General features: G+C 56.0%; 22 protein-coding genes and 7 tRNA genes. 7 read left to right on the top strand and 22 right to left on the bottom strand.

The features are described from left to right. Nucleotides 1–432 precede the first annotated feature (432 nt). The 5 genes from lnt to miaB form a co-directional block, all read right to left on the bottom strand. Complete coding sequence (gene lnt / locus AC6I79_RS13710) at nucleotides 433–1,959, bottom strand: apolipoprotein N-acyltransferase (RefSeq protein WP_159378374.1); 1,527 nt, start codon at nucleotides 1,957–1,959, stop codon at nucleotides 433–435. 4 nt (nucleotides 1,960–1,963) lie between these two features. Continuing rightward, a complete protein-coding gene (gene corC, locus AC6I79_RS13705) occupies nucleotides 1,964–2,845 on the bottom strand; it encodes a CNNM family magnesium/cobalt transport protein CorC (protein ID WP_021508571.1) in 882 nt (293 codons plus the stop codon). An 82-nt stretch (nucleotides 2,846–2,927) separates the two neighbouring features. Continuing rightward, on the bottom strand, nucleotides 2,928–3,401 hold the full coding sequence (gene ybeY, locus AC6I79_RS13700) for an rRNA maturation RNase YbeY (RefSeq protein WP_010616134.1): 474 nt from the start codon (nucleotides 3,399–3,401) through the stop codon (nucleotides 2,928–2,930). Further along, nucleotides 3,398–4,471 (bottom strand): PhoH family protein, encoded by a 1,074-nt coding sequence (locus tag AC6I79_RS13695; RefSeq protein ID WP_058769440.1) that lies wholly within the window; start codon nucleotides 4,469–4,471, stop codon nucleotides 3,398–3,400. The genes ybeY and AC6I79_RS13695 overlap by 4 nt, the downstream gene beginning before the upstream one ends. Before the next feature lie 205 nt (nucleotides 4,472–4,676). Next, a complete protein-coding gene (miaB, locus tag AC6I79_RS13690) occupies nucleotides 4,677–6,101 on the bottom strand; it encodes a tRNA (N6-isopentenyl adenosine(37)-C2)-methylthiotransferase MiaB (protein WP_159378373.1) in 1,425 nt (474 codons plus the stop codon). A 609-nt stretch (nucleotides 6,102–6,710) separates the two neighbouring features. Between miaB and ubiF the strand changes: the two genes are divergently transcribed. Further along, nucleotides 6,711–7,892, top strand: a complete 1,182-nt coding sequence (gene ubiF, locus AC6I79_RS13685) for a 3-demethoxyubiquinol 3-hydroxylase (protein ID WP_498027334.1) — start codon at nucleotides 6,711–6,713, stop codon at nucleotides 7,890–7,892. A gap of 105 nt (nucleotides 7,893–7,997) precedes the next feature. Here ubiF and AC6I79_RS13680 read toward each other — a convergent pair. The 12 genes from AC6I79_RS13680 to nagB all read right to left on the bottom strand — a co-directional run bounded on the left by AC6I79_RS13680 (nucleotide 7,998) and on the right by nagB (nucleotide 14,915). Further along, nucleotides 7,998–8,072, bottom strand: a tRNA-Gln gene (locus AC6I79_RS13680). A 28-nt stretch (nucleotides 8,073–8,100) separates the two neighbouring features. After that, a tRNA-Gln gene (locus tag AC6I79_RS13675) sits at nucleotides 8,101–8,175 on the bottom strand. 7 nt (nucleotides 8,176–8,182) lie between these two features. Continuing rightward, a tRNA-Met gene (locus AC6I79_RS13670) sits at nucleotides 8,183–8,259 on the bottom strand. Nucleotides 8,260–8,288: 29 nt separating this feature from the next. After that, nucleotides 8,289–8,363, bottom strand: a tRNA-Gln gene (locus tag AC6I79_RS13665). Between the two features lie 34 nt (nucleotides 8,364–8,397). Further along, nucleotides 8,398–8,472 (bottom strand) — tRNA-Gln (locus AC6I79_RS13660). Nucleotides 8,473–8,493: 21 nt separating this feature from the next. Beyond that, nucleotides 8,494–8,578, bottom strand: a tRNA-Leu gene (locus AC6I79_RS13655). A gap of 7 nt (nucleotides 8,579–8,585) precedes the next feature. Further along, a tRNA-Met gene (locus AC6I79_RS13650) sits at nucleotides 8,586–8,662 on the bottom strand. 216 nt (nucleotides 8,663–8,878) lie between these two features. Next, nucleotides 8,879–10,546: an asparagine synthase B gene (gene asnB / locus AC6I79_RS13645; RefSeq protein WP_021508566.1), complete on the bottom strand. Its 1,668-nt coding sequence runs from the start codon at nucleotides 10,544–10,546 to the stop codon at nucleotides 8,879–8,881. A 339-nt stretch (nucleotides 10,547–10,885) separates the two neighbouring features. After that, a complete protein-coding gene (locus tag AC6I79_RS13640; protein ID WP_021508565.1) occupies nucleotides 10,886–11,638 on the bottom strand; it encodes an HAD-IIA family hydrolase in 753 nt (250 codons plus the stop codon). Nucleotides 11,639–11,679: 41 nt separating this feature from the next. Further along, the gene (gene nagC / locus AC6I79_RS13635; RefSeq protein WP_058757890.1) at nucleotides 11,680–12,900 is read right to left on the bottom strand and encodes a DNA-binding transcriptional regulator NagC; all 1,221 of its coding nucleotides are present in this window, start codon (nucleotides 12,898–12,900) and stop codon (nucleotides 11,680–11,682) included. A 7-nt stretch (nucleotides 12,901–12,907) separates the two neighbouring features. Beyond that, nucleotides 12,908–14,056 carry an N-acetylglucosamine-6-phosphate deacetylase gene (gene nagA / locus AC6I79_RS13630; protein ID WP_058758042.1) on the bottom strand — a complete coding sequence of 383 codons (1,149 nt, stop codon included), beginning with the start codon at nucleotides 14,054–14,056 and terminating at the stop codon, nucleotides 12,908–12,910. Nucleotides 14,057–14,114: 58 nt separating this feature from the next. Continuing rightward, a complete protein-coding gene (gene nagB, locus AC6I79_RS13625) occupies nucleotides 14,115–14,915 on the bottom strand; it encodes a glucosamine-6-phosphate deaminase (protein ID WP_031279884.1) in 801 nt (266 codons plus the stop codon). Between the two features lie 343 nt (nucleotides 14,916–15,258). Between nagB and nagE the strand changes: the two genes are divergently transcribed. From nagE to AC6I79_RS13610, 3 genes are all read left to right on the top strand, one after another. Continuing rightward, a complete protein-coding gene (gene nagE / locus AC6I79_RS13620) occupies nucleotides 15,259–17,292 on the top strand; it encodes an N-acetylglucosamine-specific PTS transporter subunit IIBC (RefSeq protein WP_031279883.1) in 2,034 nt (677 codons plus the stop codon). Nucleotides 17,293–17,443: 151 nt separating this feature from the next. After that, nucleotides 17,444–19,111 (top strand): glutamine--tRNA ligase, encoded by a 1,668-nt coding sequence (gene glnS, locus AC6I79_RS13615; protein ID WP_338670413.1) that lies wholly within the window; start codon nucleotides 17,444–17,446, stop codon nucleotides 19,109–19,111. A 236-nt stretch (nucleotides 19,112–19,347) separates the two neighbouring features. Beyond that, the gene (locus AC6I79_RS13610; protein WP_021508559.1) at nucleotides 19,348–19,743 is read left to right on the top strand and encodes a hypothetical protein; all 396 of its coding nucleotides are present in this window, start codon (nucleotides 19,348–19,350) and stop codon (nucleotides 19,741–19,743) included. A 61-nt stretch (nucleotides 19,744–19,804) separates the two neighbouring features. Here the strand turns inward: AC6I79_RS13610 and fur are convergent, their stop codons facing one another. The 4 genes from fur to ybfF form a co-directional block, all read right to left on the bottom strand. Then, nucleotides 19,805–20,254, bottom strand: a complete 450-nt coding sequence (gene fur, locus AC6I79_RS13605; protein ID WP_021508558.1) for a ferric iron uptake transcriptional regulator — start codon at nucleotides 20,252–20,254, stop codon at nucleotides 19,805–19,807. Between the two features lie 352 nt (nucleotides 20,255–20,606). Further along, on the bottom strand, nucleotides 20,607–21,137 hold the full coding sequence (gene fldA, locus AC6I79_RS13600; RefSeq protein WP_021508557.1) for a flavodoxin FldA: 531 nt from the start codon (nucleotides 21,135–21,137) through the stop codon (nucleotides 20,607–20,609). 137 nt (nucleotides 21,138–21,274) lie between these two features. Beyond that, complete coding sequence (gene ybfE, locus AC6I79_RS13595; protein WP_010616122.1) at nucleotides 21,275–21,550, bottom strand: LexA regulated protein; 276 nt, start codon at nucleotides 21,548–21,550, stop codon at nucleotides 21,275–21,277. Between the two features lie 169 nt (nucleotides 21,551–21,719). Beyond that, nucleotides 21,720–22,484 (bottom strand): esterase, encoded by a 765-nt coding sequence (ybfF, locus tag AC6I79_RS13590; protein ID WP_058769443.1) that lies wholly within the window; start codon nucleotides 22,482–22,484, stop codon nucleotides 21,720–21,722. 248 nt (nucleotides 22,485–22,732) lie between these two features. Here ybfF and seqA point away from each other — a divergent pair, with 248 nt between their 5' ends. Further along, complete coding sequence (seqA, locus tag AC6I79_RS13585) at nucleotides 22,733–23,272, top strand: replication initiation negative regulator SeqA (RefSeq protein WP_058775280.1); 540 nt, start codon at nucleotides 22,733–22,735, stop codon at nucleotides 23,270–23,272. A gap of 25 nt (nucleotides 23,273–23,297) precedes the next feature. Beyond that, nucleotides 23,298–24,938 (top strand): phosphoglucomutase (alpha-D-glucose-1,6-bisphosphate-dependent), encoded by a 1,641-nt coding sequence (pgm, locus tag AC6I79_RS13580; protein WP_021508555.1) that lies wholly within the window; start codon nucleotides 23,298–23,300, stop codon nucleotides 24,936–24,938. A 44-nt stretch (nucleotides 24,939–24,982) separates the two neighbouring features. Here pgm and kdpE read toward each other — a convergent pair whose 3' ends face one another. Further along, nucleotides 24,983–25,657: a two-component system response regulator KdpE gene (gene kdpE, locus AC6I79_RS13575; protein ID WP_058775281.1), complete on the bottom strand. Its 675-nt coding sequence runs from the start codon at nucleotides 25,655–25,657 to the stop codon at nucleotides 24,983–24,985. A gap of 246 nt (nucleotides 25,658–25,903) precedes the next feature. Between kdpE and AC6I79_RS13570 the strand changes: the two genes are divergently transcribed. Then, nucleotides 25,904–26,104: a YbfA family protein gene (locus AC6I79_RS13570; RefSeq protein ID WP_031279882.1), complete on the top strand. Its 201-nt coding sequence runs from the start codon at nucleotides 25,904–25,906 to the stop codon at nucleotides 26,102–26,104. The last annotated feature ends 148 nt before the right edge of the window (nucleotides 26,105–26,252 follow it).

Raw genomic sequence — 26,252 nt, 5'->3', positions numbered from 1 at the left:
ACTCCTTCGTGTGAATGTTGCGCAGAACATAAACTGCGCAGATTGTGATGTTGTGTGTATTTCCTGCTGCTTTTTTAATTATCCCTTAGCGCAACTGCGCGCAGGATAGTGATTAACATAGCGAATTGTTAACGTAATGAAACAAAAAAGTTCGTTTTTTGCGAGCCGCTCCGCACCAATAAGAGGCAAAAAACAGCCTCTGCGCCAATTAAGTGCGCTTCGGTGCCAGATCATGGTGCGCAAACGTGGCATTACGCTGACAAATCACGGATGTTGCTAAAACCACTGAAATAATTAGCAATGATCGTGCCAGTACGCGGAGAGCGGGCAAAAAGGCAGCAGAAAGTGGTGGTGACTAAGGATAAAGGGAGCGGAAAACTGCGCAGAAAAAAGGCGAAGCCTGCGCTTCGCCTGGTAAAAGGGGGCGGGATATCAGGTGCGGCGGCGTAAAATCGCCAGCACGATGCCCGCCAGCGTCAGCAGCCATACCGGCCAGATACCGACGCGTGCATACGGCGTTTCCCCGCTGGCAGGCGTGACTGTTGCGCTCAGCACTTCGCGGGTGAACTGCGGGATGATGTTCTCCACGTCTCCCTGCGCATTCACCACTGCGGTAACACCGTTGTTCGTTGAGCGCAGCAGCGGGCGACCCAGCTCCAGCGCGCGCATGCGCGCCATCTGGAAATGCTGCCACGGACCAATCGAATGACCGAACCAGGCATCGTTCGATACCGTCAGCAGGAAGTTGGTGTCCGGACGGAAGTTGGCGCGCACCTGTTCGCCCAGCACGATCTCATAGCAAATGGCGCTGGTGAGGTTGTAGCCCGCCACTTTCAGCTGCGGCTGCAGGTAGGCGCCACGGCTGAACGAGGACATCGGCAGGTCGAAGAACGGCGCCAGCGGACGCAGCAGACCTTCCAGCGGCACAAACTCGCCAAACGGCACCAGATGATTTTTCTGGTAGCGGTTGCGGCTCTGATAGCTGTAAGGCTGCGCGCCGCCCAGCACAATCACCGAGTTGTAATCGTGATAGCGGTTGTCGCTCTCCACGCGCGAATCAACAATGCCGGTGATCAGCGTGCTGCCGCGCGCGCGCAGTTCGTCATCCAGCGCATGCAGAAACGGCTGCTGATTACTCTCCAGATCGGTAATTGCCGACTCCGGCCAGATGATGATGGGCGCTTTGCCGATAAACGGCTTGCTGTATGCGGTATAGACGCGCAGCGTGGTCAGCAGCTGCTGCGGATCCCACTTCATTGACTGCGGAATATTGCCCTGCACCATCGCTACATTGACGCTGCGCTGCGGCAGCGGCTGATACCACTGCAGCATCCGCAGTGGCCAGGGCAGCAGCAGCAGCGCGACGGCGATAATCAGGTTTTTCACGCTGCGGTGATAGCAGGCCGAGGCCAGCAGACCGGCAATCACCATCAGCAGGAAGGTGATGGTTTCCACGCCAGCCAGCGGCGCCAGGCCTTTCAGCGGCCCATCGATCTGGCTGTAGCCAAACTGCAGCCACGGAAAGCCGGTCAGCACCCAGCCGCGCAGAAACTCGGTGATCTGCCACAGCGCCGGTGCCGCCAGCGCCATGCGCCACAGCGTGGCTCGTGGCCAGAAGCGGTTCAGCAGCAGGGCAAACAGCAGCGGGTAGAGCGCCAGATAGGCGGCGAGCAGCACCACGAGGAACACATTTACCGGGCCGGGCATGCCGCCAAACGTCGCAATGCTGACGTACACCCAGTTGATGCCGCTACCGAACAGGCCAAAGCCCCAGGCAAAACCGATGCCTGCCGCCTGCGCGCTGCGGCGATCCAGCAACAGCAACTGCAAACCAGCCAGAGAGAGCAGGGCGGCGGGCCAGAAATCATACGGGGAAAAGGCAAGGGTGCCCGCGGCACCCAGAATTAATGCCAGCAGCAGGCGAACCCGCTGCTGCGAGTAGAGAGAGGCTAATGCCATAAAATTATTCGTCTTCCAGTTGCGGTTGCGGAGAGTCTTCCGGAATTTTCACATGCACCTGGATGATACGGCGGCTGTCAGCCATCGCAACTTTGAATTGGTAACCCTCAATGTCGATGCTTTCACCGCGCGCCGGCAGATGGCCGAATCCCTGCATCACCAGACCGCCAATGGTATCGACTTCGTCATCGCTGAAATCGCTACCAAATACCTCATTGAAATCCTCAATCGGCGTCAGCGCACGCACCGTATAGGTGTGGCGGTTGAGCTGGCGGATATCGCGATCTTCTTCGTCGTCATATTCGTCTTCAATTTCGCCGACGATCAGCTCAAGGATATCTTCGATGGTCACCAGTCCGGAGACACCACCGAACTCATCAATGACGATCGCCATATGATAGCGCTGCGAGCGGAACTCTTTGAGCATGCGATCGACGCGCTTGCTCTCAGGCACCACCACGACCGGGCGCAGCACTTTTTCCATGCTGAATGGCTCGGCGCTGCTGCTCATAAACGGCAGCAGATCTTTCGCCATCAGAATGCCTTCAACATGGTCTTTATCTTCGCTGATTACCGGGAAGCGCGAGTGGGCAGATTCAATAATCACTGCCAGGCACTCTTCAAGGCTCTGGTTGCGCTTCAGGGTAATCATCTGCGAGCGCGGGATCATAATGTCGCGCACGCGCTGTTCGGCAATATCCAGCACCCCTTCCAGCATGTCGCGGGTGTCCTGGTCGATCAGCTCTTTTTGCTCAGAATCGCGGATCAGCCCCAGCAGTTCGTCACGGTTTTTGGGTTCGCCGTGGAAAAGCTGATTGATTAACAGGGAGAAAAAACCCTTTTTACTACTGGGTGCGTCGTTGTTTTGAGAATGGTCGTCGCTCATGGCGTTTTTATTTAGTTCTCTCGAATGAGGGAAAGGAACTGCCGGCATCCTCGCCAGCAGCGCAATGTCCTGAACCGGCGGTTCAGGCGTCTTCTTTTTCCGAAATGTACGGATCGGGATAGCCAAGAGCAAGCATTATCTCGGTCTCGAGCGCTTCCATCTCTTCAGCTTCCTCGTCTTCAATATGGTCATAACCCAGCAGATGCAGCGTGCCGTGAACCACCATGTGTGCCCAGTGCGCTTCAGGGCTTTTGCCCTGCTCGGCCGCTTCCTGCTCAACAACCTGACGACAAATAATCAGGTCGCCCAGCAGCGGCAGCTCAATGCCCGGCGGAGCTTCAAACGGGAACGACAGCACGTTAGTCGGCTTATCTTTGCCGCGATAAGTCAGATTAAGCTCATGACTCTCCGCTTCATCGACCAGCCGTATCGTGACTTCGCTCTCAGGCTGAAACGGCGTGACCGCCGCCTCCAGCCAGCGCTGAAACGCCGCTTCTGCGGGCAGGCCGTTTTCATCGGCACACGCCAACTGCAAATCTAAAATCACCGTGCTCATGAAGGCTCCTGCGGCGTCGGCTGGCTGGCAGGTTGTGCCGCCTGTGCTTCACGCTTACGCTCTTCCGCCAGTTTATCACGGCGTTTCTGGTCCGCTTCTTCCCAGGCTTCATAAGCATTAACAATGCGTGCGACCACCGGATGACGCACCACGTCTTCGCTGTGGAAAAAGTTGAAGCTGATCTCTTCCACATTGGCCAGCACTTCGATGGCGTGGCGCAGACCGGATTTGGTGCTGCGCGGCAGGTCAATCTGCGTCACGTCACCGGTAATCACCGCTTTGGAGTTGAAGCCGATACGCGTCAGGAACATCTTCATCTGTTCGATGGTGGTGTTCTGGCTCTCATCGAGAATCACGAATGCGTCGTTCAGCGTACGGCCGCGCATGTAGGCCAGCGGCGCGACTTCAATCACGTTGCGCTCCATCAGCTTCTCGACGCGCTCGAAGCCCAGCATTTCAAACAGAGCGTCATACAGTGGACGCAGGTAAGGATCGACTTTCTGACTGAGATCGCCGGGCAGGAAGCCGAGCTTTTCGCCGGCTTCGACCGCCGGACGCGTCAGCAGAATACGGCGAATCTCCTGCCGCTCCAGCGCATCCACTGCAGCGGCTACCGCCAGATAGGTTTTCCCGGTCCCGGCCGGCCCAATGCCGAAGGTGATGTCGTGATCGAGAATATTGGCGATGTACTGCGCCTGGTTTGGCGTACGCGGTTTAATTACGCCGCGCTTGGTCTTGATATTTACCGCTTTACCGTACTCCGGCACGCTGTCGGCCGTCTGCTCCAGCACGCGACTCTCTTTGATCGCCAGATGGATCTGATCCGGTTCAATGTCCGGGATCTGGCCGCGCACCGGCGCGGTATCAACGTACAGCGAACGCAGAATATTGGCGGCCGCCTCGACACTCAAGGCGCGGCCGACCAGCTTAAACAGGTTGTCGCGGCGATTGATCTCAATGCCCAGACGGCGCTCCAGCTGTTTTACGTTGTCATCAAACGGACCGCACAGGCTCATCAGTCGACGATTGTCTGCCGGTTCAAGGGCGATTTCACGAGTTTCGATATTCAAATGAATCCTTTGGGTCACTCAGGGCCAGTTGAAAGAAATAGCAGATACCGCACGCCAGGCGTCAGCATCTTTACGGAATTATTTATGGGGTCGCGCCCGGGCGCAAGCTTCAGGGGAGATATTTGGGCGGCAGCTGCGGAAAGCAAGGGCTGCGGGATGAAACAGGCGACAGCGCGTTGTGCGCTGTCGCTCAGTAATCGCGGTCTCAAGGTTGATACAGGCCCACGCCGATCTCATCCTCTTTACGCGTACGCGCAATCACCGATGCCGGACTCTCCGCGACGCGCAGGCCCATCTCCTCTTCGGTGCGAACCACGACGCCACGCAGCGAATTGGTATAAACATCGACGATTTCGACATCAACAAATTTACCGATCATGCGCACGTCGCCTTCAAAGTTGACCACGCGGTTGTTTTCGGTACGGCCGGTCAGCTCCATCACATTCTTACGTGAGGTACCTTCCACCAGAATACGCTGAACGGTACCAAGCATGCGGCGGCTCCATGCCATCGCCTGCTGATTGATGCGATCCTGCAAAATGTACAAACGCTGCTTCTTCTCCTCTTCCGGCACGTCGTCCGGCAGATCGGCCGCTGGCGTACCCGGACGCGCCGAATAGATAAAGCTGAAGCTGGTGTCGAAATTAATTTCGCCGATCAGCTTCATGGTCTGCTCGAAATCCTGCTGGGTTTCGCCCGGGAAGCCAATGATGAAATCTGAACTGATCTGGATATCCGGGCGCGCGGCCACCAGCTTGCGGATAATCGCTTTGTACTCCAGCGCAGTGTGCGCTCGCTTCATCAGCGTCAGAATACGATCGGCACCGCTCTGCACTGGCAGGTGCAGGAAGCTCACCAGCTCCGGCGTATCACGATAAACGTCGATGATGTCGTCGGTGAACTCAATCGGATGGCTGGTGGTGAAACGTATCCGGTCAATCCCGTCAATCGCGGCCACCAGACGCAGCAGCTCGGCAAAGGTACAAATCTGGTCGTCAAAGGTCGCGCCGCGATAAGCGTTGACGTTCTGCCCCAGCAGATTCACTTCACGCACGCCCTGGGCTGCGAGCTGGGCAACTTCCAGCAGGATGTCATCGCAGGGACGGCTCACTTCCTCGCCGCGCGTATAAGGCACCACGCAGAAAGTGCAATACTTATTGCAGCCTTCCATGATCGAGACAAAAGCCGTAGGCCCTTCAGCGCGCGGCTCCGGCAGGCGATCAAACTTTTCGATTTCCGGGAACGAGACGTCAACAATCGGACTCTTGCTGCCGCGCACCTGATTAATCATCTCCGGCAGACGGTGCAGCGTCTGCGGGCCAAAAACGATGTCCACGCACTGCGCGCGCTGGCGAATTTTATCGCCCTCCTGCGAAGCCACGCAGCCGCCCACGCCAATAATCAGCTCAGGATTCTTCGCCTTCAGCTTCTTCCAGCGTCCCAGTAAGTGAAACACTTTTTCCTGCGCCTTCTCACGGATGGAGCAGGTATTCAGCAGCAGAACGTCTGCGTCTTCGGCTTCCTCCGTCAGGGTATAGCCGTGCGTGCTGTTCAGTAGGTCAGCCATCTTCGATGAATCATATTCGTTCATCTGACAGCCCCAGGTTTTGATATGCAGTTTTTTGGTCATTGAACTAGCCATTGATTCTGAGCAGAGAAGTGCAGGGCGCGTATTGTAATGCTTTGGCGCGGGTGTGACCAGCATGCCCGTCATACTTCGCACGCCAGGTGCGTTGGCTGCGCGCGGCTCCCCCGGTCACTTACTGATGTAAGCTCCCGGGATGATCCTTGCTTGCCGCCTTCCCGGCGCACGAATTATTTAGGACATGATGCCCGGTTATATTTCACGCGACAGGTGCGTTGGCTGCGCGCAGCTCCCCCGGTCACTTACTGATGTATGCTCCCGGGGAGATCCTTGCTTGCCGCCTTCCTGGCGCACGAATTATTTAGGGCATGATGCCCGGTTATATTTCACACGCCGGGTGCGTTGGCTGCGCGCGGCTCTCCCGGTCACTTACTGATGTAAGCTCCCGGGATGATCCTTGCTTGCCGCCTTCCCGGCGCACGAATTATTTTGGGCATGATGCCCGGTTATATTTCACGCGACAGGTGCGTTAAACATGCACGGCTGAAGCACAAGATTAGCAGGGCTTTTCTGCTGGTGCGGTAAATTTCCGGTACACTTTGCCACATAGAGTGCTGCCGCAAGGCGTCACGGCAATCAGAAGGATAAGAGTCGATGCAGGATTCACAGTTTGATGTGGTGGTAGTGGGCGGCGGCATGGTCGGTGCCGCGCTGGCCTGTGGTCTGGCGCAGCAGCAGTTTCGCGTGGCGGTGATTGAGCGTGCCGAGCCGGCCGCGTTTGACGCCAGCCTGGCGCCGGATATACGCATCTCCGCCATTGGTGCGTCATCGGTGGCGCTGCTGCGCCAGCTCAATGTCTGGCCGCGTGTCCAGGCGATGCGCAGCGCGCCCTACCGCAAGCTGGAAACCTGGGAGTGGCAAAGCGCACACGTCACCTTTGACGCCGCTGCACTGGGCATTCCCGAGCTGGGCTATATGGTGGAAAACAGCGTGCTGCAGCGCGCGCTGTGGGAGCAGATGCAGCAGGATGGCGTAACGCTGCTGTGTCCGGCCTCACTGCAGGCGCTGCAGGCGCTGCAGGCGCACAGCGGCGGCTGGCAGCTGCAGCTGGATGACGGGACCACGCTGGATAGCCAGCTGGTGGTGGGGGCCGATGGTGCTAATTCGCGCGTGCGACAGCTGGCGGGTATCGGCGTGCGCGGCTGGAACTATGCGCAATCCTGCATGCTAATCAGCGTTGAGTGTGAACACGAGGCCGGCGATGCCACCTGGCAGCAATTTACGCCGGACGGACCGCGCGCGTTTCTGCCGCTGTTTGATCGTCACGCTTCGCTGGTGTGGTACGACGCGCCGGCGCGGATCCGTCAGCTGCAAAATCTGCCGCTCAGCCAGCTGGCCAAAGAAATACAGGCCAACTTCCCGGCGCGCGTCGGCCGCTTCCAGGTGAAGAACGCGGCGTCGTTCCCGCTGGTGCGCCGCCATGCCACGCGCTACGTGCTACCGGGCCTGGCGCTGGTCGGTGATGCTGCACACACCATCAATCCGCTGGCCGGGCAGGGGGTTAATCTCGGCTACCGCGATGTGGATGCGCTGATTGATACGCTGGTGGATGCGCGCAGCCAGGCGCAGCGCTGGGCATCGCTGCCGGTATTGCAGCGTTATCACCGTCAGCGCTACAAAGATAATTTGCTGATGCAGGGCGGTATGGATCTGTTCTACTTCGCCTTTAGCAACGCGCTGCCGCCGCTGCGTGTGGTGCGTAACCTTGGACTGATTGCGGCAGAGAATGCTGGCGTGCTCAAGCGTCAGGTGCTGCGTTACGCGCTGGGGTTGTAACACACCGGGCGCCGCAATCGTGGCGGCGCCATCTGTTGTATAAGGCGTGAAATTGAGGAACGACAAAAACAACAAAGCCCGCAAAAGCGGGCCTGTTGTGCAATTTGGCTGGGGTGCAGGGATTCGAACCCCGGAATGCCGGAATCAGAATCCGGTGCCTTACCGCTTGGCGACACCCCAATAGGTGTTTGGTCAAATTGTCTTTGTATGGCTGGGGTGCAGGGATTCGAACCCCGGAATGGTGGAATCAGAATCCACTGCCTTACCGCTTGGCGACACCCCAATTTGTTTGGTGGCTACGACGGGAATCGAACCTGTGACCCCATCATTATGAGTGATGTGCTCTAACCGACTGAGCTACGTAGCCAGATTGTACTGCTTTACTGCGCCCGATGATGGCTGGGATACCTGGATTCGAACCAGGGAATGCCGGTATCAAAAACCGGTGCCTTACCGCTTGGCGATATCCCATTCGTCGACTCGTATCCACGAGAGTGCATCGGATTGGCTGGGGTACCTGGATTCGAACCAGGGAATGCCGGTATCAAAAACCGGTGCCTTACCGCTTGGCGATACCCCATCCGGCTGCCGAAGACTGAAATGGTGCGGGAGGCGAGACTTGAACTCGCACACCTTGCGGCGCCAGAACCTAAATCTGGTGCGTCTACCAATTTCGCCACTCCCGCAAAAAGATGGTGGCTACGACGGGAATCGAACCTGTGACCCCATCATTATGAGTGATGTGCTCTAACCAACTGAGCTACGTAGCCATCTTTTTTCGCGTTACCTTCATCGGCGTTGCGGGGCGCATTATGCGTATTGAGCTTTGTAGCGTCAACAAATTTTTTGCCGTTTTTTGCCTTAACGCGCCTGTTTGTCTGGCTTGTAACCAGGCTGATGATTTATTCGGCAATTTTCGATCGTATCCGCGCCAGATGCAAGAAAAAGGGGCCACAATGGGCCCCTTATACGCATAAAGAAAATGCTTATTTGTACGCTGACTGATGCACGCCTACCGCACGGCCAGACGGATCGTCCATCGATTTAAACGCTTCATCCCACTCAATGGCTTTCGCCGACGAACAGGCCACGGATGGACCGCCCGGCACGCACTCTGCCGCGCTTGGCAGTGGGAACAGCTCCTCAAAGATCTCGCGGTACAGATACGCTTCTTTCGAGGTTGGCGTGTTGTGCGGGAAGCGGAAATGTGCGGTCGCCAGCTGCTGCTCGCTAATCTGCTTCGCCGCCACTTCTTTCAGCGTGTCAATCCAGCTGTAGCCTACGCCATCAGAGAACTGCTCTTTCTGACGCCACGCCACGCTCTCCGGCAGGTAAGAGGAGAAACACTCACGCAGAATGTGTTTTTCCATTTTGCCGTTGCTGCCGCACATTTTGTCTTCCGGGTTGATGCGCATCGCGACATCAAGGAATTTTTTATCAAGGAACGGCACACGTGCTTCCACGCCCCACGCCGACATCGCTTTGTTAGCGCGCGCGCAGTCAAACATGTGCAGTGCCAGCAGCTTACGCACGTTTTCTTCGTGGAACTCCTGGGCGTTCGGTGCTTTATGGAAGTAGAGGTAACCACCAAACACTTCGTCCGCGCCTTCACCGGACAGCACCATTTTGATGCCCATCGCTTTGATTTTACGCGACATCAGATACATTGGCGTCGACGCGCGAATGGTGGTCACATCGTAGGTTTCGATGTGGTAAATCACATCGCGGATCGCATCCAGACCTTCCTGCACGGTGAAGTGAATTTCATGGTGCACGGTACCGAGGTGATCGGCCACCGCCTGCGCCGCTTTCAGATCCGGCGATCCTTCCAGACCGACGGCAAACGAGTGCAGCTGCGGCCACCATGCATCGCTCTTGTCCTGATCTTCCACACGTTTGGCGGCAAAGCGCTTGGTCACCGCAGAGATGATGGAAGAGTCGAGGCCGCCGGACAGCAGCACGCCGTACGGTACGTCTGACATCAGGTGACTCTTCACTGACTCTTCCAGCGCGTGCTTCAGGCCAGCGGCATCGGTGGTGTTTTGCGCCACGGCAGCAAAATCCATCCAGTCACGCTGCCAGTAACGACGGATTTCGCCATCGGTGCTGGAGAGGTAGCTTCCCGGCGGGAATTCTTTGATGCTGCGGCACACCGGCACCAGCGCTTTCATTTCAGAAGCAACATACAGGTTGCCGTGCTCATCGTTGCCCATATAGAGCGGAATAATACCGATGTGATCGCGGCCAATCAGATACTGCTGTTTGACGCTGTCCCACAGAATGAAGGCGAACATGCCCTGCAGGTCGTCGAGGAAATCGAGGCCTTTTTCCTGATACAGCGCGAGGATGACTTCGCAGTCTGAACCGGTCTGGAACGCGTAGCGATCGCTCAGTTCCGCGCGCAGCGCCTGGTGGTTATAAATTTCGCCGTTAACAGCCAGTACGTGGGTGTGATCCGCGTTGTACAGCGGCTGGGCGCCGTTGTTCACGTCAACGATGGACAGGCGCTCGTGCACCAGAATGGCTTTCTCATCAGCGAAGACACCTGACCAGTCCGGGCCGCGGTGACGCATCAGACGCGAACATTCCAGCGCTTTCTTGCGCAGTTCAACAGGATCGGTCTTCAGATCCAGCACACCAAAAATCGAACACATAACTGACTCCTGATCTCACCCTGTGGCGATGTTATTGACTAGTTTGTCCGGCAGCCTGCGCTGCGTGATGTATAAGAAAATGCGCTAATTGATGGTGGTAACGCAAGCAAAATCACTAAATATTGATAAAAAGATTGTTGGTGTGAATTAATGTTGAGTTTTATTCAAAAAATTAGCGATTAAATTAGATGTCGTCTAATGAATTGTCAGGAGTGATGGTTTTGTGCGCAACCGATGAGGCCGCGTCAGCGGCTGAATCACAGCGGTATGCCAGACACATAAAAAAGCCCTGCACACCGTAACGGCGTGCAGGGCCATAAGCAGACAGCATGACGCTAATCAGAACAGGTCGATATCAGCCACGGAAGGGTAGATCCAGTCCGGACGGAACGGCATGGCGTCGATATCGCTAAGCGTAGAGACGCCGGACAGCACCAGAATGGTTTCCAGACCGGCCTGGAAGCCAGCCAGAATATCGGTGCGCAGGTTATCGCCCACAATCACCGTCTCTTCTGAATGCGCATGCATTTTATTCAGTGCGGCGCGCATGATGTAAGGGCTGGGCTTACCGACATAAAACGGTTTGCGGCCGGAGATAGTTTCGATACCGGCACAGAGCGCGCCACAGGCCGGCACAAAGCCGCGTGCATGGGTATCGGGATTGGTCGCGATAAAACGCGCACCGTTAGCCACAAAGAAGGCGGCTTTATGCATCATTTCCCAGTTAAACGATCGCGTCTCGCCGACAATGACGAAATCCGGGTTGACGTCAGTGATGGTAAAACCGGCCTTATACAGTTCATGAATCAGCGCGCCTTCACCAATCACGTAGGCTTTTTTGCCCTCCTGACGACGCAGGAAATCCGCGGTGGCCATGGCGGAGGTGTAAAACACCGAATCCGGGATGTCGACGCCGGCGTTGGCAAAGCGGTTGGCCAGATCCTGCGCGGTTTGTGACGGATAGTTGGTCAGTACCACCAGCGGCATCTCTTTTTCCAGAATGCGCTGCAGGAATTCGTTTGCGCCTTTCACGGCGGTATTGTCGTGCATCAACACGCCGTCGATGTCACAGATTACGCTTTTGATGGTCATAGGTGGCTTCCGGTCGGGCCTGCCAGCCGGCAGGCTTACTATTATTCTTCCAGCAGGTGCTGCAGCAGAATGCCATTCAGCATAGCGCGTTTTGCCAGCGCGAAAGCGCCAATTGCCGAACGATGGTCCAGCTCAGACCGCACCACAGGCAGATTTTTGCGAAACGCGTTCAACGCCTGGGTGTTAATGCAGCCCTCAATCGCCGGGAACAGCACTTTATCGGCATCGGTAATTTCGCCGGCCAGCACCACTTTTTGCGGGTTAAACAGGTTAATGGCGATAGCGATCGCTTTGCCGAGATAGCGGCCAACGTACTCGATCACTTCGCAGGCCAGCGCGTCGCCCTGATTGGCGGCGCGGCAGATTTGTGGCATCTGGCAATCATCCAGCGTCAGGCTGCTGGGATAACCCTGATTGAGCAGGTGGCGCACGCGGTTCTCAATCGCGCCATTAGCGGCAATGGTTTCGAGGCAGCCAAAGTTACCACAGTGGCAGCGTTCGCCGAGCGGATCGACCTGAATGTGGCCAATCTCACCCACGTTGCCATTGCTGCCGAGGAAAATGTGGCCGTTAGCGATGATGCCGGCGCCGGTTCCGCGATGTAAACGCACCAGAATGGAGTCCGCACAGTCGCGGCTTGCACCGAAATAGTGCTCAGCCAGCGCCAGGCTGCGGATATCGTGCCCGACAAAACTGGTGACGTTAAAGCGTTTTTTCAGGCTCGCCACCAGCGGCCAGTGGCTGACGGCGATATGCGGCATATAGCGAATGATGCCGTTAATCGGGTCGACCAGCCCCGGCAGGATCACCGCGATAGCGATCAGCTCATGAATTTTACGCTGGTGCGTGCTCATAAAGGCACTGATGGCGTTGAACAGCGCGTTCTCCAGCGTCTCCTGGGTGCGCTCCGGCAGCGGATAATCTTCCTGCGCCAGCGATTTTCCGCTGAGATCGAACAGCGTCAGCGTGGCATCGTTGCGCCCCAGGCGCACGCCGATGGTATGAAAATGGCGGGTTTCGGTGATGATGGAGATGGCGCGGCGCCCACCGGTGGAGGCCTGTTGCTCCACCTCTTTGATGAGGCCGCGTTCGATAAGCTGACGGGTAATTTTGGTGACGCTGGCGGGCGCAAGCTGGCTGAGTTCGGCAATCTGAATACGCGAAATCGGCCCCTGTTGATCAATCAGCCGGTAAACAGCTGCACTGTTAAGTTGTTTGACAAGATCGACATTTCCTATTTGAGTCTGGCCGCCAGTGGTCATTCAGTACTTACTCGCTGAGGACGTTGTCTCCGTTGACGAACGTCTTAGTGATTTGATAATCGCGGGTAAAGACAGTGAGGTTGGCGACTTTTCCTGCTTCCACCGTACCAAACTGCTTTTCCACACCCATTGCCCTTGCCGGATACAGGGTCGCCATGCGCAGCGCTTCGTCCAGCGCGATACCACAATGTTCCACGCTATTCTGCACCGCTTCAATCATCGTCAGCGCAGATCCGCTCAGGGTACCGTTCTCATCTACGCACAGGCCGTCGCGATAGTATATTGTTTTACCTGCAAAAATGAATTGATCAATCGACGCACCGGCTGGCGCGGTGGCATCGGTCACCAGCACCAGTTTGTCGCCTTTGATTCGTTTTGCATTGCGCACGTTAGCGTAATTGACATGTAAACCGTCTGCAATAATGCCGCAGTATACATCAGGCGAATCAAACAGCGCACCGATAAGACCTGGCTCACGACCGCTAAAGGCGCTCATGGCGTTATACAGGTGGGTGGCAAAGGTGACGCCCGCGCTGATGCCTGCTTTGGCTTCGGCATAGGTGGCATTGGAGTGACCAGACGACACAATAATTCCGGCGTCACGCAGCTGGCGAATCACGGCGCTGCCCGCATTTTCCGGTGCCAGCGTAACTTTGGTGATGACGTCAGCGTTGGCGCACAGGAAATCCACCAGTTCCGCATCCGGCAGACGAATCAGCTGCGGATTGTGGGTGCCTTTCTTCTCTTTATTCAGCCACGGCCCTTCCAGATGCAGGCCCAGCGCCTGATTCTGATGCTTCGCCAGGTAAGCACGCATGGTTTCAATCGCGCGCTTCATCAGTTCATCACTGCTGGTAATCAGCGTCGGTAAATAGCTGGTGCAGCCAGATTTTTCATTGGCACGCTGCATGATCTCCAGCGTTTCCACGCTCAGGGCATTGATGTCATCGTTGAACTGCACGCCGCCGCAGCCGTTGAGCTGCAGATCGATAAATCCGGGAGCGATGAACGCACCAGCCACATCCTGTTGTGGAATCGCGGCGTCCAGCGCATCGCGCGGGCAGACACGCTCAATCAGGCCATTGGCAATCACCACGGCGTGATTGTCCAGAACTTCATGACCGGTAAAAATCCGGCCGTTAACTAATGCGTACATCATCTCTTCTCCCGGCTGAACCTGCTGCGCTTAACAGCAGGCTTTCTACAACGTGTTGTTACACACCCTTCATATTTTCCGCTTCCATTTCGCGGAAATATTTCACGGTTTTCACTTTCAGTTCCATGGTGGCTGGCTCATCACACACCACCACTGCTTTCGGGTGCAGCTGCAGGCAGCTGATGGTCCACATGTGGTTGACGTTACCTTCTACCGCCGCCTGCAGCGCCTGGGCTTTGACGTGGCCGGTCACCAGAATCATCACTTCTTCCGCATCCAGCAGCGTGCCGACGCCCACGGTCAGGGCATATTTAGGCACCTGATCAACATCGCCGTCGAAGAAACGCGAGTTCGCCACACGGGTGTCGTGCGTCAGGGTTTTAATGCGGGTGCGGGAAGAGAGCGAAGAAGCCGGCTCGTTGAACGCAATGTGGCCATCGTTGCCGACGCCGCCCATAAACAGGTGGATTTTACCCAGTGCGCGGATCTTCTCTTCGTATTGGCGACATTCTGCGTCAATATCTTCGGCATTGCCATTCAGAAGATTGATATTTTCTGGTTGAATATCAACGTGATCGAAAAAGTTACGGTACATAAAGCTGTGATAGCTTTCCGGATGCTCTTTCGGCAGACCGACATACTCATCCATATTGAAGGTGATCACGTGTTTGAAACTAACCTGGCCCGCTTTATGCATCTCGATCAGGTGCTTGTAGGCTTCCAGCGGCGTACCGCCGGTTGGCAGTCCCAGCACAAAGGGACGGTCTGCGCTGGGTTTAAAGGCATTGATGCGATTAACGATATGGCGTGCAGCCCATTTACCCACCTGGGTCGGTGTGGCCAAAGGGATCAGTCTCATGTCTTCACCTCAGTTAAGATTGGAAAGTTAGGGTCGCGTTTACTGCTGCAGCTGGCTGCTTATAGGGTAACCCGTTTGCGCGCTCGCGGCGTTGGAAAAGTGCGACCTGATATTTTTCATCATAAAATAAGTTTGTGGTAGTGGCTAGCATTTCGCAGTGAAAAACGTCCATTTTGGTGATTAAAGTCACAGTTACACTGGTTTTAATTTGCGAGGCGAATTAATTTATCTTTACACTGCGCCTCGTGGTGAAGTGTGTCATCAAGGTACCGGGTGCCGGGATAATAAAATCAACCCGCATCACGGCAAAACGCCAGTCTCATAGGGGGAGAATAAGGTGAGTATTTTAGGATATCTGCAAAAGGTCGGCCGCGCGCTTATGGTGCCGGTAGCGACCCTGCCGGCAGCGGCAATCCTGATGGGGGTAGGTTACTGGATCGATCCGGACAGCTGGGGCGCAGGCAATGCGCTGGCAGCACTGCTGATCAAATCGGGTTCTGCCATCATCGACAACATGTCCGTGCTGTTCGCCATCGGTGTGGCTTACGGCATGTCAAAAGATAAAGACGGTGCAGCGGCATTAACCGGCTTTGTAGGTTTCCTCGTGGTTACTACCCTATGTTCACCCGCCGCGGTGGCCATGATTCAGAAAATGCCGGTGGAGCAGGTTCCTGCCGCCTTCGGTAAAATCAATAACCAGTTTGTCGGCATTCTGGTGGGCATTCTCTCGGCGGAAGTGTACAACCGCTTCAGCCACGTTGAGCTGCCCAAGGCGCTGTCGTTCTTCAGCGGTCGCCGTCTGGTGCCGATCCTGGTCTCCTTCCTGATGATTGTGGTCGCCTTTATCCTGATGTATGTCTGGCCGATCATTTTCGGCGGTCTGGTGAGCTTTGGTGAGCACATCCAGAAACTGGGCTCGGTCGGCGCGGGCGTGTACGCCTTCTTTAACCGTCTGCTGATTCCGGTTGGCCTGCACCACGCGCTGAACTCGGTGTTCTGGTTCGACGTGGCGGGCATCAACGATATTCCTAAATTCCTGGGCGGCGCGCAGTCTATTGCCAATGGTACCGGCATCCCGGGTATCACCGGTCGCTATCAGGCGGGCTTCTTCCCGATCATGATGTTCGGTCTGCCGGGTGCGGCGCTGGCAATCTATCACTGCTCACGCCCGGAAAACCGCGCGAAAGTCGGTGGTATCATGCTGGCAGCGGCTTTTGCAGCCTTCTTCACCGGCATCACCGAGCCACTGGAATTCTCCTTCATGTTTGTGGCACCGGTGCTGTATGTCATCCACGCCGTGCTGACCGGTATTTCGGTCTTCATCGCTGCCAGCATGCACTGGATTGCCGGTTTCGGTTTCAGTGCCGGTCTGGTGGACATGGTGCTGTCGACGCGTAACCCGCTGGCGGTGCACTGGTGGATGCTGATCCCGCAGGGTCTGGTGTTCTTCGTTATCTACTACGTGGTGTTCCGCTTCACCATTCAGAAATTCAACCTGCTGACGCCGGGTCGCGAGCTGGCTGCCGGTGATGAGACAGACGGCTACGACGTCAACGTTGATCACAGCAGCAACGGTGAGAGCGAAACCGAATCACTGGCGCGTCGCTATATCGGTGCGATAGGCGGTTCTGACAACCTGACCAACATCGACGCCTGCATCACCCGTCTGCGTCTGAATGTGAAAGACTCTGCGCAGGTGAATGAGAGTGTGGCTAAACGCCTCGGTGCTTCTGGTGTGATCCGCCTTAACAAGCAGAGCGTGCAGATCATTGTTGGTACGCAGGCCGAAAGCATTGCGACCGCGATGAAAACCGTACTGAGCAAAGGTCCGGTAGCCGGCGCAGCGGCACCTGCTGCGGCAACCACCGCCGCGCCTGCGGCTGCTCAGCCCCAGGCCGTGCGCAACAGCGAGAAAAAGGTGATTGCAACGCTGCTGGCACCGGTCAGTGGCGAAGTGGTAGCGCTGGAAAACGTGCCGGATGAAGCCTTCGCCAGCAAAGCGGTAGGCGATGGTCTGGCGATCAAACCGAGCGATAAAACTGTCGTCGCGCCGGTGGCGGGCACTGTGGTGAAAATCTTCAACACCAACCATGCATTCTGCCTTGAAGCCGAAAATGGCGTTGAGATTGTCGTGCACATGGGTCTCGATACCGTCGCGCTGGAAGGTAAAGGGTTTACCCGTCTGGTGGAAGAGGGCGCAACCGTCACAGCGGGTCAGCCGATCCTCGAAATGGATCTGGACTTCCTCAACGCCAATGCGCGTTCGATGATCAGCCCGGTGGTGGTCAGCAACAGCGATGATTTTGCTGGTCTGAATCTGCTGGCAGGCGGTACCGTGGTGGCAGGCGTTACGCCGCTGTACGAAGTCAAAAATTAACACGTATTGATCGTCACTGAAGGCAGGAAGCAATTCCTGCCTTTTTTGTTTTAAAACGACCAACAAACGGTTGTTTCCCTTCAGCGCTTTGTGGATCATACTCCGTTACTTCGTGGTACAAATCACCCGCTATTGTTTTGAGGATTTTGAGATGAGTGAGGCTGAAGCCCGCCCAACGAACTTTATTCGTCAGATCATCGACGAAGATTTGGCGAGCGGTAAGCACAACAGTGTGCATACCCGTTTCCCGCCTGAGCCCAATGGTTACCTGCATATTGGCCATGCAAAATCGATCTGCCTGAACTTTGGTATCGCACAAGATTATCAGGGGCAGTGCAACCTGCGTTTCGACGACACCAATCCGGTCAAAGAGGATATGGAGTTCGTTGAATCGATCAAGAATGATGTGCAATGGCTGGGCTTTGAGTGGAGCGGCAACATTCGTTACTCCTCTGACTACTTTGACCAACTGTTCAACTACGCGGTTGAGCTGATCAACAAAGGCCTGGCCTACGTTGACGAGCTGTCGCCAGAGCAAATCCGTGAATACCGCGGCACGCTAACCGCGCCGGGCAAAAACAGCCCGTATCGCGATCGCAGCGTGGAAGAGAACCTGGCGTTGTTCCAGAAGATGCGTGATGGCGGCTTCGAAGAGGGCAAAGCCTGTCTGCGTGCCAAAATCGACATGGCATCCAGCTTTATTGTGATGCGCGATCCGGTGCTGTACCGCATTAAATTTGCCGAACACCACCAGACTGGCAACAAGTGGTGCATCTATCCGATGTACGACTTTACCCACTGCATCTCCGATGCGCTGGAAGGCATCACCCATTCCCTGTGTACGCTGGAGTTCCAGGATAACCGTCGTCTCTACGACTGGGTGCTGGATAACATCACTATTCCGGTGCATCCGCGTCAGTACGAGTTCTCGCGCCTGAATCTGGAATATGCGGTGATGTCGAAGCGTAAGCTGACGCAGCTGGTGAGCGAGAAGATTGTTGAAGGCTGGGACGATCCGCGCATGCTGACCGTATCCGGTCTGCGCCGTCGTGGCTATAGCGCGGCGTCAATCCGCGAATTCTGCCGCCGTATCGGTGTGACCAAGCAGGACAACATTGTTGAGATGGCGTCGCTGGAGTCGTGCATTCGTGACGACCTCAACGAGAACGCGCCGCGCGCCATGGCGGTGCTGGATCCGCTGAAAGTGGTGATCGAGAACCTGCCGGCCGGGCATGAAGAAATCATCAGCATGCCGAACCACCCGAACAAGCCGGAGATGGGCACGCGTGAGGTGCCGTTCAGCCGTGAGGTGTGGATCGATCGTGCCGACTTCCGTGAAGAGGCCAACAAGCAGTACAAACGTCTGGTGCTGGGTAAAGAAGTTCGTCTGCGCAACGCTTACGTCATTCGTGCCGAGCGCGTGGCGAAAGATGAAGCCGGCGACATCACCTGCATCTACGCTACCTGCGATGTCGACACCCTGAGCAAAGATCCGGCCGATGGCCGCAAGGTGAAAGGCGTTATCCATTGGGTGTCGGCGATTCACGCGCTGCCTGCCGAATTCCGCCTGTACGATCGTCTGTTCAGCGTGCCAAACCCGGGCGCGGCCGAGGATTTCCTCACCACCATTAACCCGAACTCGCTGGAGATCAAACAGGGCTTCGTTGAGCCGGGTCTGCGTGCCGCCAGCGCGCTGGCGCCGTATCAGTTTGAGCGCGAAGGTTACTTCTGCGCTGACAGCGTGTACTCGCAGCCGTCGAAACTGGTGTTCAACCGCACTGTGGGTCTGCGTGATACCTGGGCAAAAATCGGCGAATAATTTTACTGCTTGATAGCACGATATGATCAGCAAAGGGCGAGCAATCGCCCTTTTTTATTGCCCGTTATCTGCAAACGGGAATCGATTATGCTGAACCAGACAAAAAACAGTAATCACGCGCGATTACGACTAATCTGACTTTAATAAAATTAACTAATTTACCCGTGTGAAATCGTTATTTTCAGGTAGGCTATGCGCTCTTAAATGTTGCTGTGCGGGTTAGCGAAGGAAGAAAAATGACAAGTCTCGCTCTGGAAGCCAAACATAGCGTGGTGGTTTTACATCAGCTTATCGAACGTATTTTTAATCAGGCCGAAGGCAGCGATGACAGTATGGATCTGCTGCTGTCGCACTTTCATCCCGACTTCAAAATGGTGACGCCGCAAGGCAAACAGCTCGATCTCAATGACACTGAAACCCTGTTTCGCAAACTGCACGGGCAGCGGGAAGGGATGCGAATCGCCACCAGTGAGCATGCCATCATTTCCCAGCAGCAGCAGGAAGTGACCATTCAGTATCACGAACTGCAAATGCTCAACGGCAACAACCAGACCCGCATTTCGCTGGCGGTGCTGGACTGCAGCACGCCGGTTCCGCGCTGGCGCTATTTGCAGGAAACGCTGGTCGCCTGAACGCAGCCATAAAAAAACCGGTGCCTGGCACCGGTTTTTTTATACTGCATAGCATATTCAATTACTGATCGTGGAGCGTCTCGTCTTCGCGGCAGTCTCCCAGCGCACAGTGGCCGTACAGATACAGGCTGTGGTTGCTGAGTTTGATACCGTGGCGTGTCGCAATCTCACGCTGACGCGTTTCGATAGATTCATCGCTAAACTCGATCACTTTGCCGCAGTCGAGGCAAATCAGGTGATCGTGATGATGCTGCTGGGTCAGTTCGAACACGGATTTCCCGCCTTCGAAGTTATGACGCGTCACGATGCCGGCGTCGTCAAACTGGTTCAGAACACGGTATACCGTCGCCAGACCAATCTCTTCGCCCATGTCGATCAGGCGTTTGTACAAATCTTCCGCACTGACATGATGGGACTCGGGTCCGGGTCCCTGAAGCACTTCCAGAATCTTCAGTCTGGGCAGCGTGACTTTCAGGCCAGCCTTTTTCAATGCGGAGTTGTTGTCAGTCATGCGGATATTGTCCTGTTACTTTGCTAGTCACTTACGGCGCAAAGGCCTTGAATGTGTGGTCAACGCGCATTCTCATTTGCGTCTCATTATAGAGCTCAGCCTGCGAAATGAAAACCGGCTGCGGCGGACAATTCCCCGGATGCTGTAAGGAGAAATGTCGTGAGCCTCAGCGGGATCGTGCAGATCGATGTTCCTTTTCGCGCAGTCTCAGTCTGATGCCCGAGGAATAAGCAGATGACCGTTGCGGGTATTCTACAGAATTGAGGGAAAAAGTTAAAAAACCGTAGCTATTATTTTTATAGGTAATTCCATTGCCCGATGTGAGCCAGCGCCCACATCGGACAGGAAAGCATCAGGCTTCGATGATCGCCTGCAGCTGCAGCTCATCAAAGATCTGCTTAACCCATTTGTCGACGCGCTCGTTAGTCAGTTCAGGCTGACGATCTTCATCAATGGCGAGGCCGAGGAAGTGTTTGTCGTCTGCCAGACCTTTAGAGGCTTCGAAGTGGTAACCTTCGGTTGGCCAGTGGCCCACAATCACTGCGCCGTTTGGCTCAATGATGTCGCGAATGGTGCCCATCGCGTCACAGAAGTACTCGGCGTAATCTTCCTGATCGCCGCAGCCAAACAGCGCCACCAGCTTACCGTTAAAATCAATCTCTTCCAGCGTCGGGAAGAAGTCATCCCAGTCGCACTGGGCTTCACCGTAGTACCAGGTCGGAATACCCAGCAGCAGAATATCGAATGCTTCGAGATCTTCTTTGGTGCTCTTAGCAATGTCATGCACTTCGGCGACATCTTTACCCAGTTGTTTCTGGATCATTTTTGCAATGTTTTCAGTGTTGCCGGTATCGCTGCCGAAGAAAATGCCTACGATTGCCATGGAGTGAGTAACCTCTTAAATCCTGATTGTGAAAGTAAGTCAGAAGACGACACAGTTATGCGAATGATAGCAGACCGGCGAAAAGCGCGGAATGTGTAAAGCGCTGAGTTTGTGTTCCAGCGTGCGGTCTGCGCACGTTACGCCAGTTTGAGCTGCGCCAGCAGCATTTGTTCAATCAGTTCACTGCGGCTGATGTTCTGCTGCTCGGCCAGCGTATTAAGCGCGTCGACCGCTTCGCTGGACATTTTCAGCTCAACGCGGCGCAGGCCGCGCACCCGGTCGCGCTTCAGCTGGTTGCGCTTATTAATGCGCAGCTGCTCATCACGCGACAGCGGACTGGTTTTAGGGCGACCGGGACGCCGCTCGTCTGCGAAGAGATCGAGCGTGGTACGATCTGTCTGTTCTTTTGCCATGGTTTGTGAAACTGCGTGGGCGCGAACGGCGGAAAGGCGCTGCGCGATTTAAACATTTATCGGCCCGACCGCGGCGAAAAAAGCATCCGCGGCAAATTTTTAGCGCGACATCATACTCCAGCGCCCGGCGCGACGCCAACCCTAAACCGCCCGTAGCAAGCTTTTGCTTTTACAGGTTAAAAAAGCGGCGCACCGCGCGCAGTACGGCATCGGGTTTTTCGGCATGCACCCAGTGGCCGGCACCGCTGATAATGTGCGCCTGCGCCTGCGGGAACTGGCGCAGCAGCGCATCACGGTGCTGATTGTCCAGATAGGGTGAATCACCGCCGCGAATAAACAGCGCCGGATGAGGCCACGCGGGCACCTCCTGCCAGCCGGAGAGCACCGGATAATTGTCCCATAACACCGGCACGTTAAAGCGCCATTCGCCTTCGTGGAAGGATTTCAGAATGAACTGAATCACGCCTTCTTCGCGTACATATTCACGCATCACGTCGGCTGCAGCGCTGCGGCGCGTGACGCCAGCTGCGCTGACCGCGCGGATTGCCGCGAAGATCTCATCGTGGCGTCGCGTCTGGTAATCCACCGGCGCGATATCAATCAGTACCATTTTGCCAATCCGTTCGGGCGCAACGGCGCTCAGCGCCATGGCAATTTTGCCGCCCATTGAGTGGCCGATAACATCGACCCGTTCGATGTGGTGCGCGTCAAGCGTATCGACCATATCCTGCGCCAGCGCAGCGTAGTGCATCTCTTCGCTGCGCGGAGACAGGCCGTGGTTACGGACATCCACCTGCAGCGTGGGCCGTGCATCGCGCACGCCGCGCGCCAGTACGCCGAGGTTATCCAGGCTACCAAACAGGCCATGAATTAACAGAATGGGCTGGGCATCAGGGGCAGATTGTTCAGTTTGCAGACGGGCGTTCAAAATCATGGCTAAAGTTCTTTCGGTTGAGACCTGGGCTTAGGGTATCATGGATTCACCTGTCCCGGCGCCAGGCGGTCAGGCATTAGGGCATATTCCGACTTTTGCCCGTAAACGATGCCAGCGCTACCGGCTGTCGCGGATTTAACTTTATAATCCTTATGTTAGAGCCCGCTCACATTTTGCACGACCGGATTTTGTTAAGGCCTTTGCAAAGTAGCGTGGTTCTGCCATTTGCCAGAATCGCACGGAAAAAGATGAAAACGATTGAAGTTGACGAAGAACTCTACCGTTATATTGCCAGCCACACGCAGCACATTGGTGAAAGCGCCTCGGACATTTTGCGCCGTATGCTGAAATTCACTGCCGGCCAGAGCGCATCCGCCGCGTCAGCGGCGAATGCGGCGGTAAAAGAAGCACCGGCTGCACGCAGCGAAGCGCGACCTCAGGATCGCGTGCGCGCCGTACGCGAGCTGCTGCTGTCTGACGAGTATGCGGAGCAGAAGAAGGCGGTTAATCGCTTCATGCTGATCCTGTCAACGCTTTATCGTCTTGATCCGGCAGCCTTTGCTGATGCCACTGCCTCGCTGCAGGGCCGCACCCGCGTTTACTTTGCGGGCGACGAGCACACGCTGCTGCAAAATGGCACCCATACTAAGCCGAAGCACGTGCCCGGCACGCCGTACTGGGTGATCACCAATACCAATACAGGTCGTAAATGCAGCATGGTGGAACACATCATGCTTGCCATGCAGTTCCCGCAGGAACTGGCAGAGAAAGTTTGCGGCACCATTTAAACCGAAGCGTCAGGGAGAAGCGCCAATGGCCAATCACCCCCGTGCCGGGCAACCTGCCCAGCAGAGCGATTTGATTAACGTTGCACAATTAACCTCGCAGTACTACGTCCTGAAGCCGGATGCGGCGAACCCGGACCATGCGGTGAAATTTGGCACCTCCGGCCACCGCGGCAGCGCGGGACGTCATAGCTTCAACGAAGTACACATTCTGGCGATTGCGCAGGCGATCGCTGAAGAGCGTAAAAAGAACGGCATCACCGGTCCGTGCTACGTAGGCAAAGACACCCATGCGCTGTCTGAGCCGGCGATCCTGTCAGTGCTGGAAGTGCTGGCCGCCAACGGCGTTGATGTGATTGTGCAGCAGGACAACGGCTATACGCCGACGCCGGCGATCTCCAACGCCATTCTGGAGCATAACAAGCGCGGCGGCGCGCAGGCGGACGGTATCGTGATTACCCCGTCGCACAACCCGCCGGAAGACGGTGGCATCAAGTACAATCCGCCGAACGGTGGACCGGCTGACACCAACGTCACCAAAGTGGTGGAAGATCGCGCGAATCAGCTGATCAAAGGTGAGCTGAAAGAGGTTAAGCGTCTGGCGCTGGATCAGGCGTGGGCCAGTGGCCACATCGTTGAGCAGGATCTGATCCAGCCATACGTTGAAGGTCTGGCGCAGGTGATTGACTTCCCGGCGATCCAGAAAGCCGGCCTGAAAATCGGTGTCGATCCGCTCGGCGGTTCCGGCATGGCCTACTGGCAGCGCATTGCTGAGCACTACCAGCTGGATCTGACCATCGTCAATGATGCCATCGACCAGACGTTCCGCTTCATGCATCTGGATAAAGATGGCGTGGTGCGCATGGACTGTTCGTCCGAGTGCGCGATGGCCGGTCTGCTGGCGTATAAAGATAAGTTCGATCTGGCCTTCGGTAACGATCCGGATTACGACCGTCACGGCATCGTCACGCCCGCCGGTCTGATGAACCCGAACCACTATCTGGCGGTAGCGATCAACTACCTGTTCCAGCACCGTCCGCAGTGGGGCAAAGAGGTGGCCGTTGGTAAAACGCTGGTTTCCAGCGCGATGATTGACCGCGTGGTGAACGACATTGGTCGCAAGCTGGTGGAAGTCCCGGTCGGCTTCAAATGGTTCGTGGATGGTCTTTTCGACGGCAGCTTTGGCTTTGGCGGCGAAGAGAGCGCCGGCGCCTCGTTCCTGCGTTTCGACGGCTCCGCCTGGTCAACAGACAAAGACGGCATCATCCTGTGTCTGCTGGCGGCGGAAATCACTGCGGTTACCGGTAAGAACCCGCAGCAGCACTATGATGAGCTGGCCGCGCGTTTTGGTGCGCCAAGCTACAACCGTCTGCAGGCACCTGCCACTTCTGCGCAGAAAGCGGCGCTGTCGAAGCTGTCACCTGAAATGGTCAGCGCCGATACGCTGGCGGGCGACCCGATCACCGCACGTCTGACCGCGGCACCGGGCAACGGCGCCTCGATTGGTGGTCTGAAAGTGATGACTGAAAACGGCTGGTTTGCCGCGCGTCCGTCCGGTACCGAAGACGCCTACAAAATCTATTGTGAAAGCTTCCTCGGCGCTGAGCATCGCCAGCAGATCGAGAAAGAAGCGGTAGAAATTGTCAGCGAAGTGCTGAAAAACGCCTGACAGGGCGGCACGCATGACATGAAGGCCGCGCTCGCGGCCTTTTTTTATGGCATAAAGCGATAGCCGATGCCGGTTTCCGTCAGCAGATGACTGGGCTGGGTGGGATTGGCTTCCAGCTTTTGCCGCAGGTGTCCCATATAGATGCGCAGATAATGGCTGTGTTCGACGGCGTTAGGGCCCCAAACCTGGTTAAGCAACTGGCGCTGGGTCAGCACCTTACCGGCGTTATTCAGCAGCAGACTGAGCAGACGAAACTCGGTCGGCGTCAGATGCACTTCCTCACCGCTGCGCAGCACGCGTCGCGCGGCGAGATCGACACTCACCTCACCAAACTGCACCAGCGGCTCCGGCTGGCTGCGCTGATGACGACGCAGCGCCACGCGCACGCGCGCCAGCAGTTCGCCGATGCCAAACGGCTTAGTGAGATAGTCGTCAGCGCCGGCATCCAGCGCCTCTATTTTATCCTGCTCGTCACTGCGTGCTGACAGCACAATTACCGGCATGCTGCTCCACTGCCGCACTTCGCGGATGAAGGCATTGCCATCGCCGTCCGGTAAACCGAGATCGAGAATCACCAAATCCGGTTTGCGCGTAGCCGCTTCAATCAGGCCGCGCTGCAACTGCTCCGCTTCCACAATCTTCAGGCCTTCGCTCTCCAGCGCCAGGCGCACGAAACGGCGAATCTCCTTTTCATCTTCGACAATCAAGATGGTCGTCACGCTGACTCCTGCGGCAAATAAGGTTAACGCATTACTTTAACAATAAACCGCGACGGCGTCCGTCACGATCTCAGTAACTCGCTGTGATCCAAAATTTTACAAAAATGTAACTTCCTTTCATCCCGGCCAGGAAATGACTGAAAAAAGATCAAAATAGTGGTCGGATGAGTAGTAAAATTACACAACCAGGCGTAATATCTGAGGCAGATCACATTTCATAGCAAAATTTACCACGAGGAGGCATTGATGTATCAGGCATATCCACTCGCCAAAATTGTGCTGCGCCGTGTGCTGGTGGTATTGATTGGCGTACTGGCGCTGCCAGTGATGCTGTTCCGCCAGGATCGCGCGCGCTTCTACAGTTATCTGCACCGCATGTGGTGCAAAACCAGCACCAAACCAGTCTGGCTGGCGCAATCGGAAGCGGCAGGCGGTATCTACTGGTAACCCCCGGCTTCGCGGTGATAACCCGGTGACCTCGCTCGAGGCACCGGGTTTTTTTATCTTAAAGTGGTGCGACAAACGCATTGTCCCGCTGTTATCTCGCGGCATTTCAGCTACACTTAAACCTCTACAAGATTTTGGAGGTTGTACA

The organism is gamma proteobacterium symbiont of Scutellera amethystina (assembly GCF_059730845.1).
This window is presented reverse-complemented; position numbering and strand designations above follow the sequence as displayed.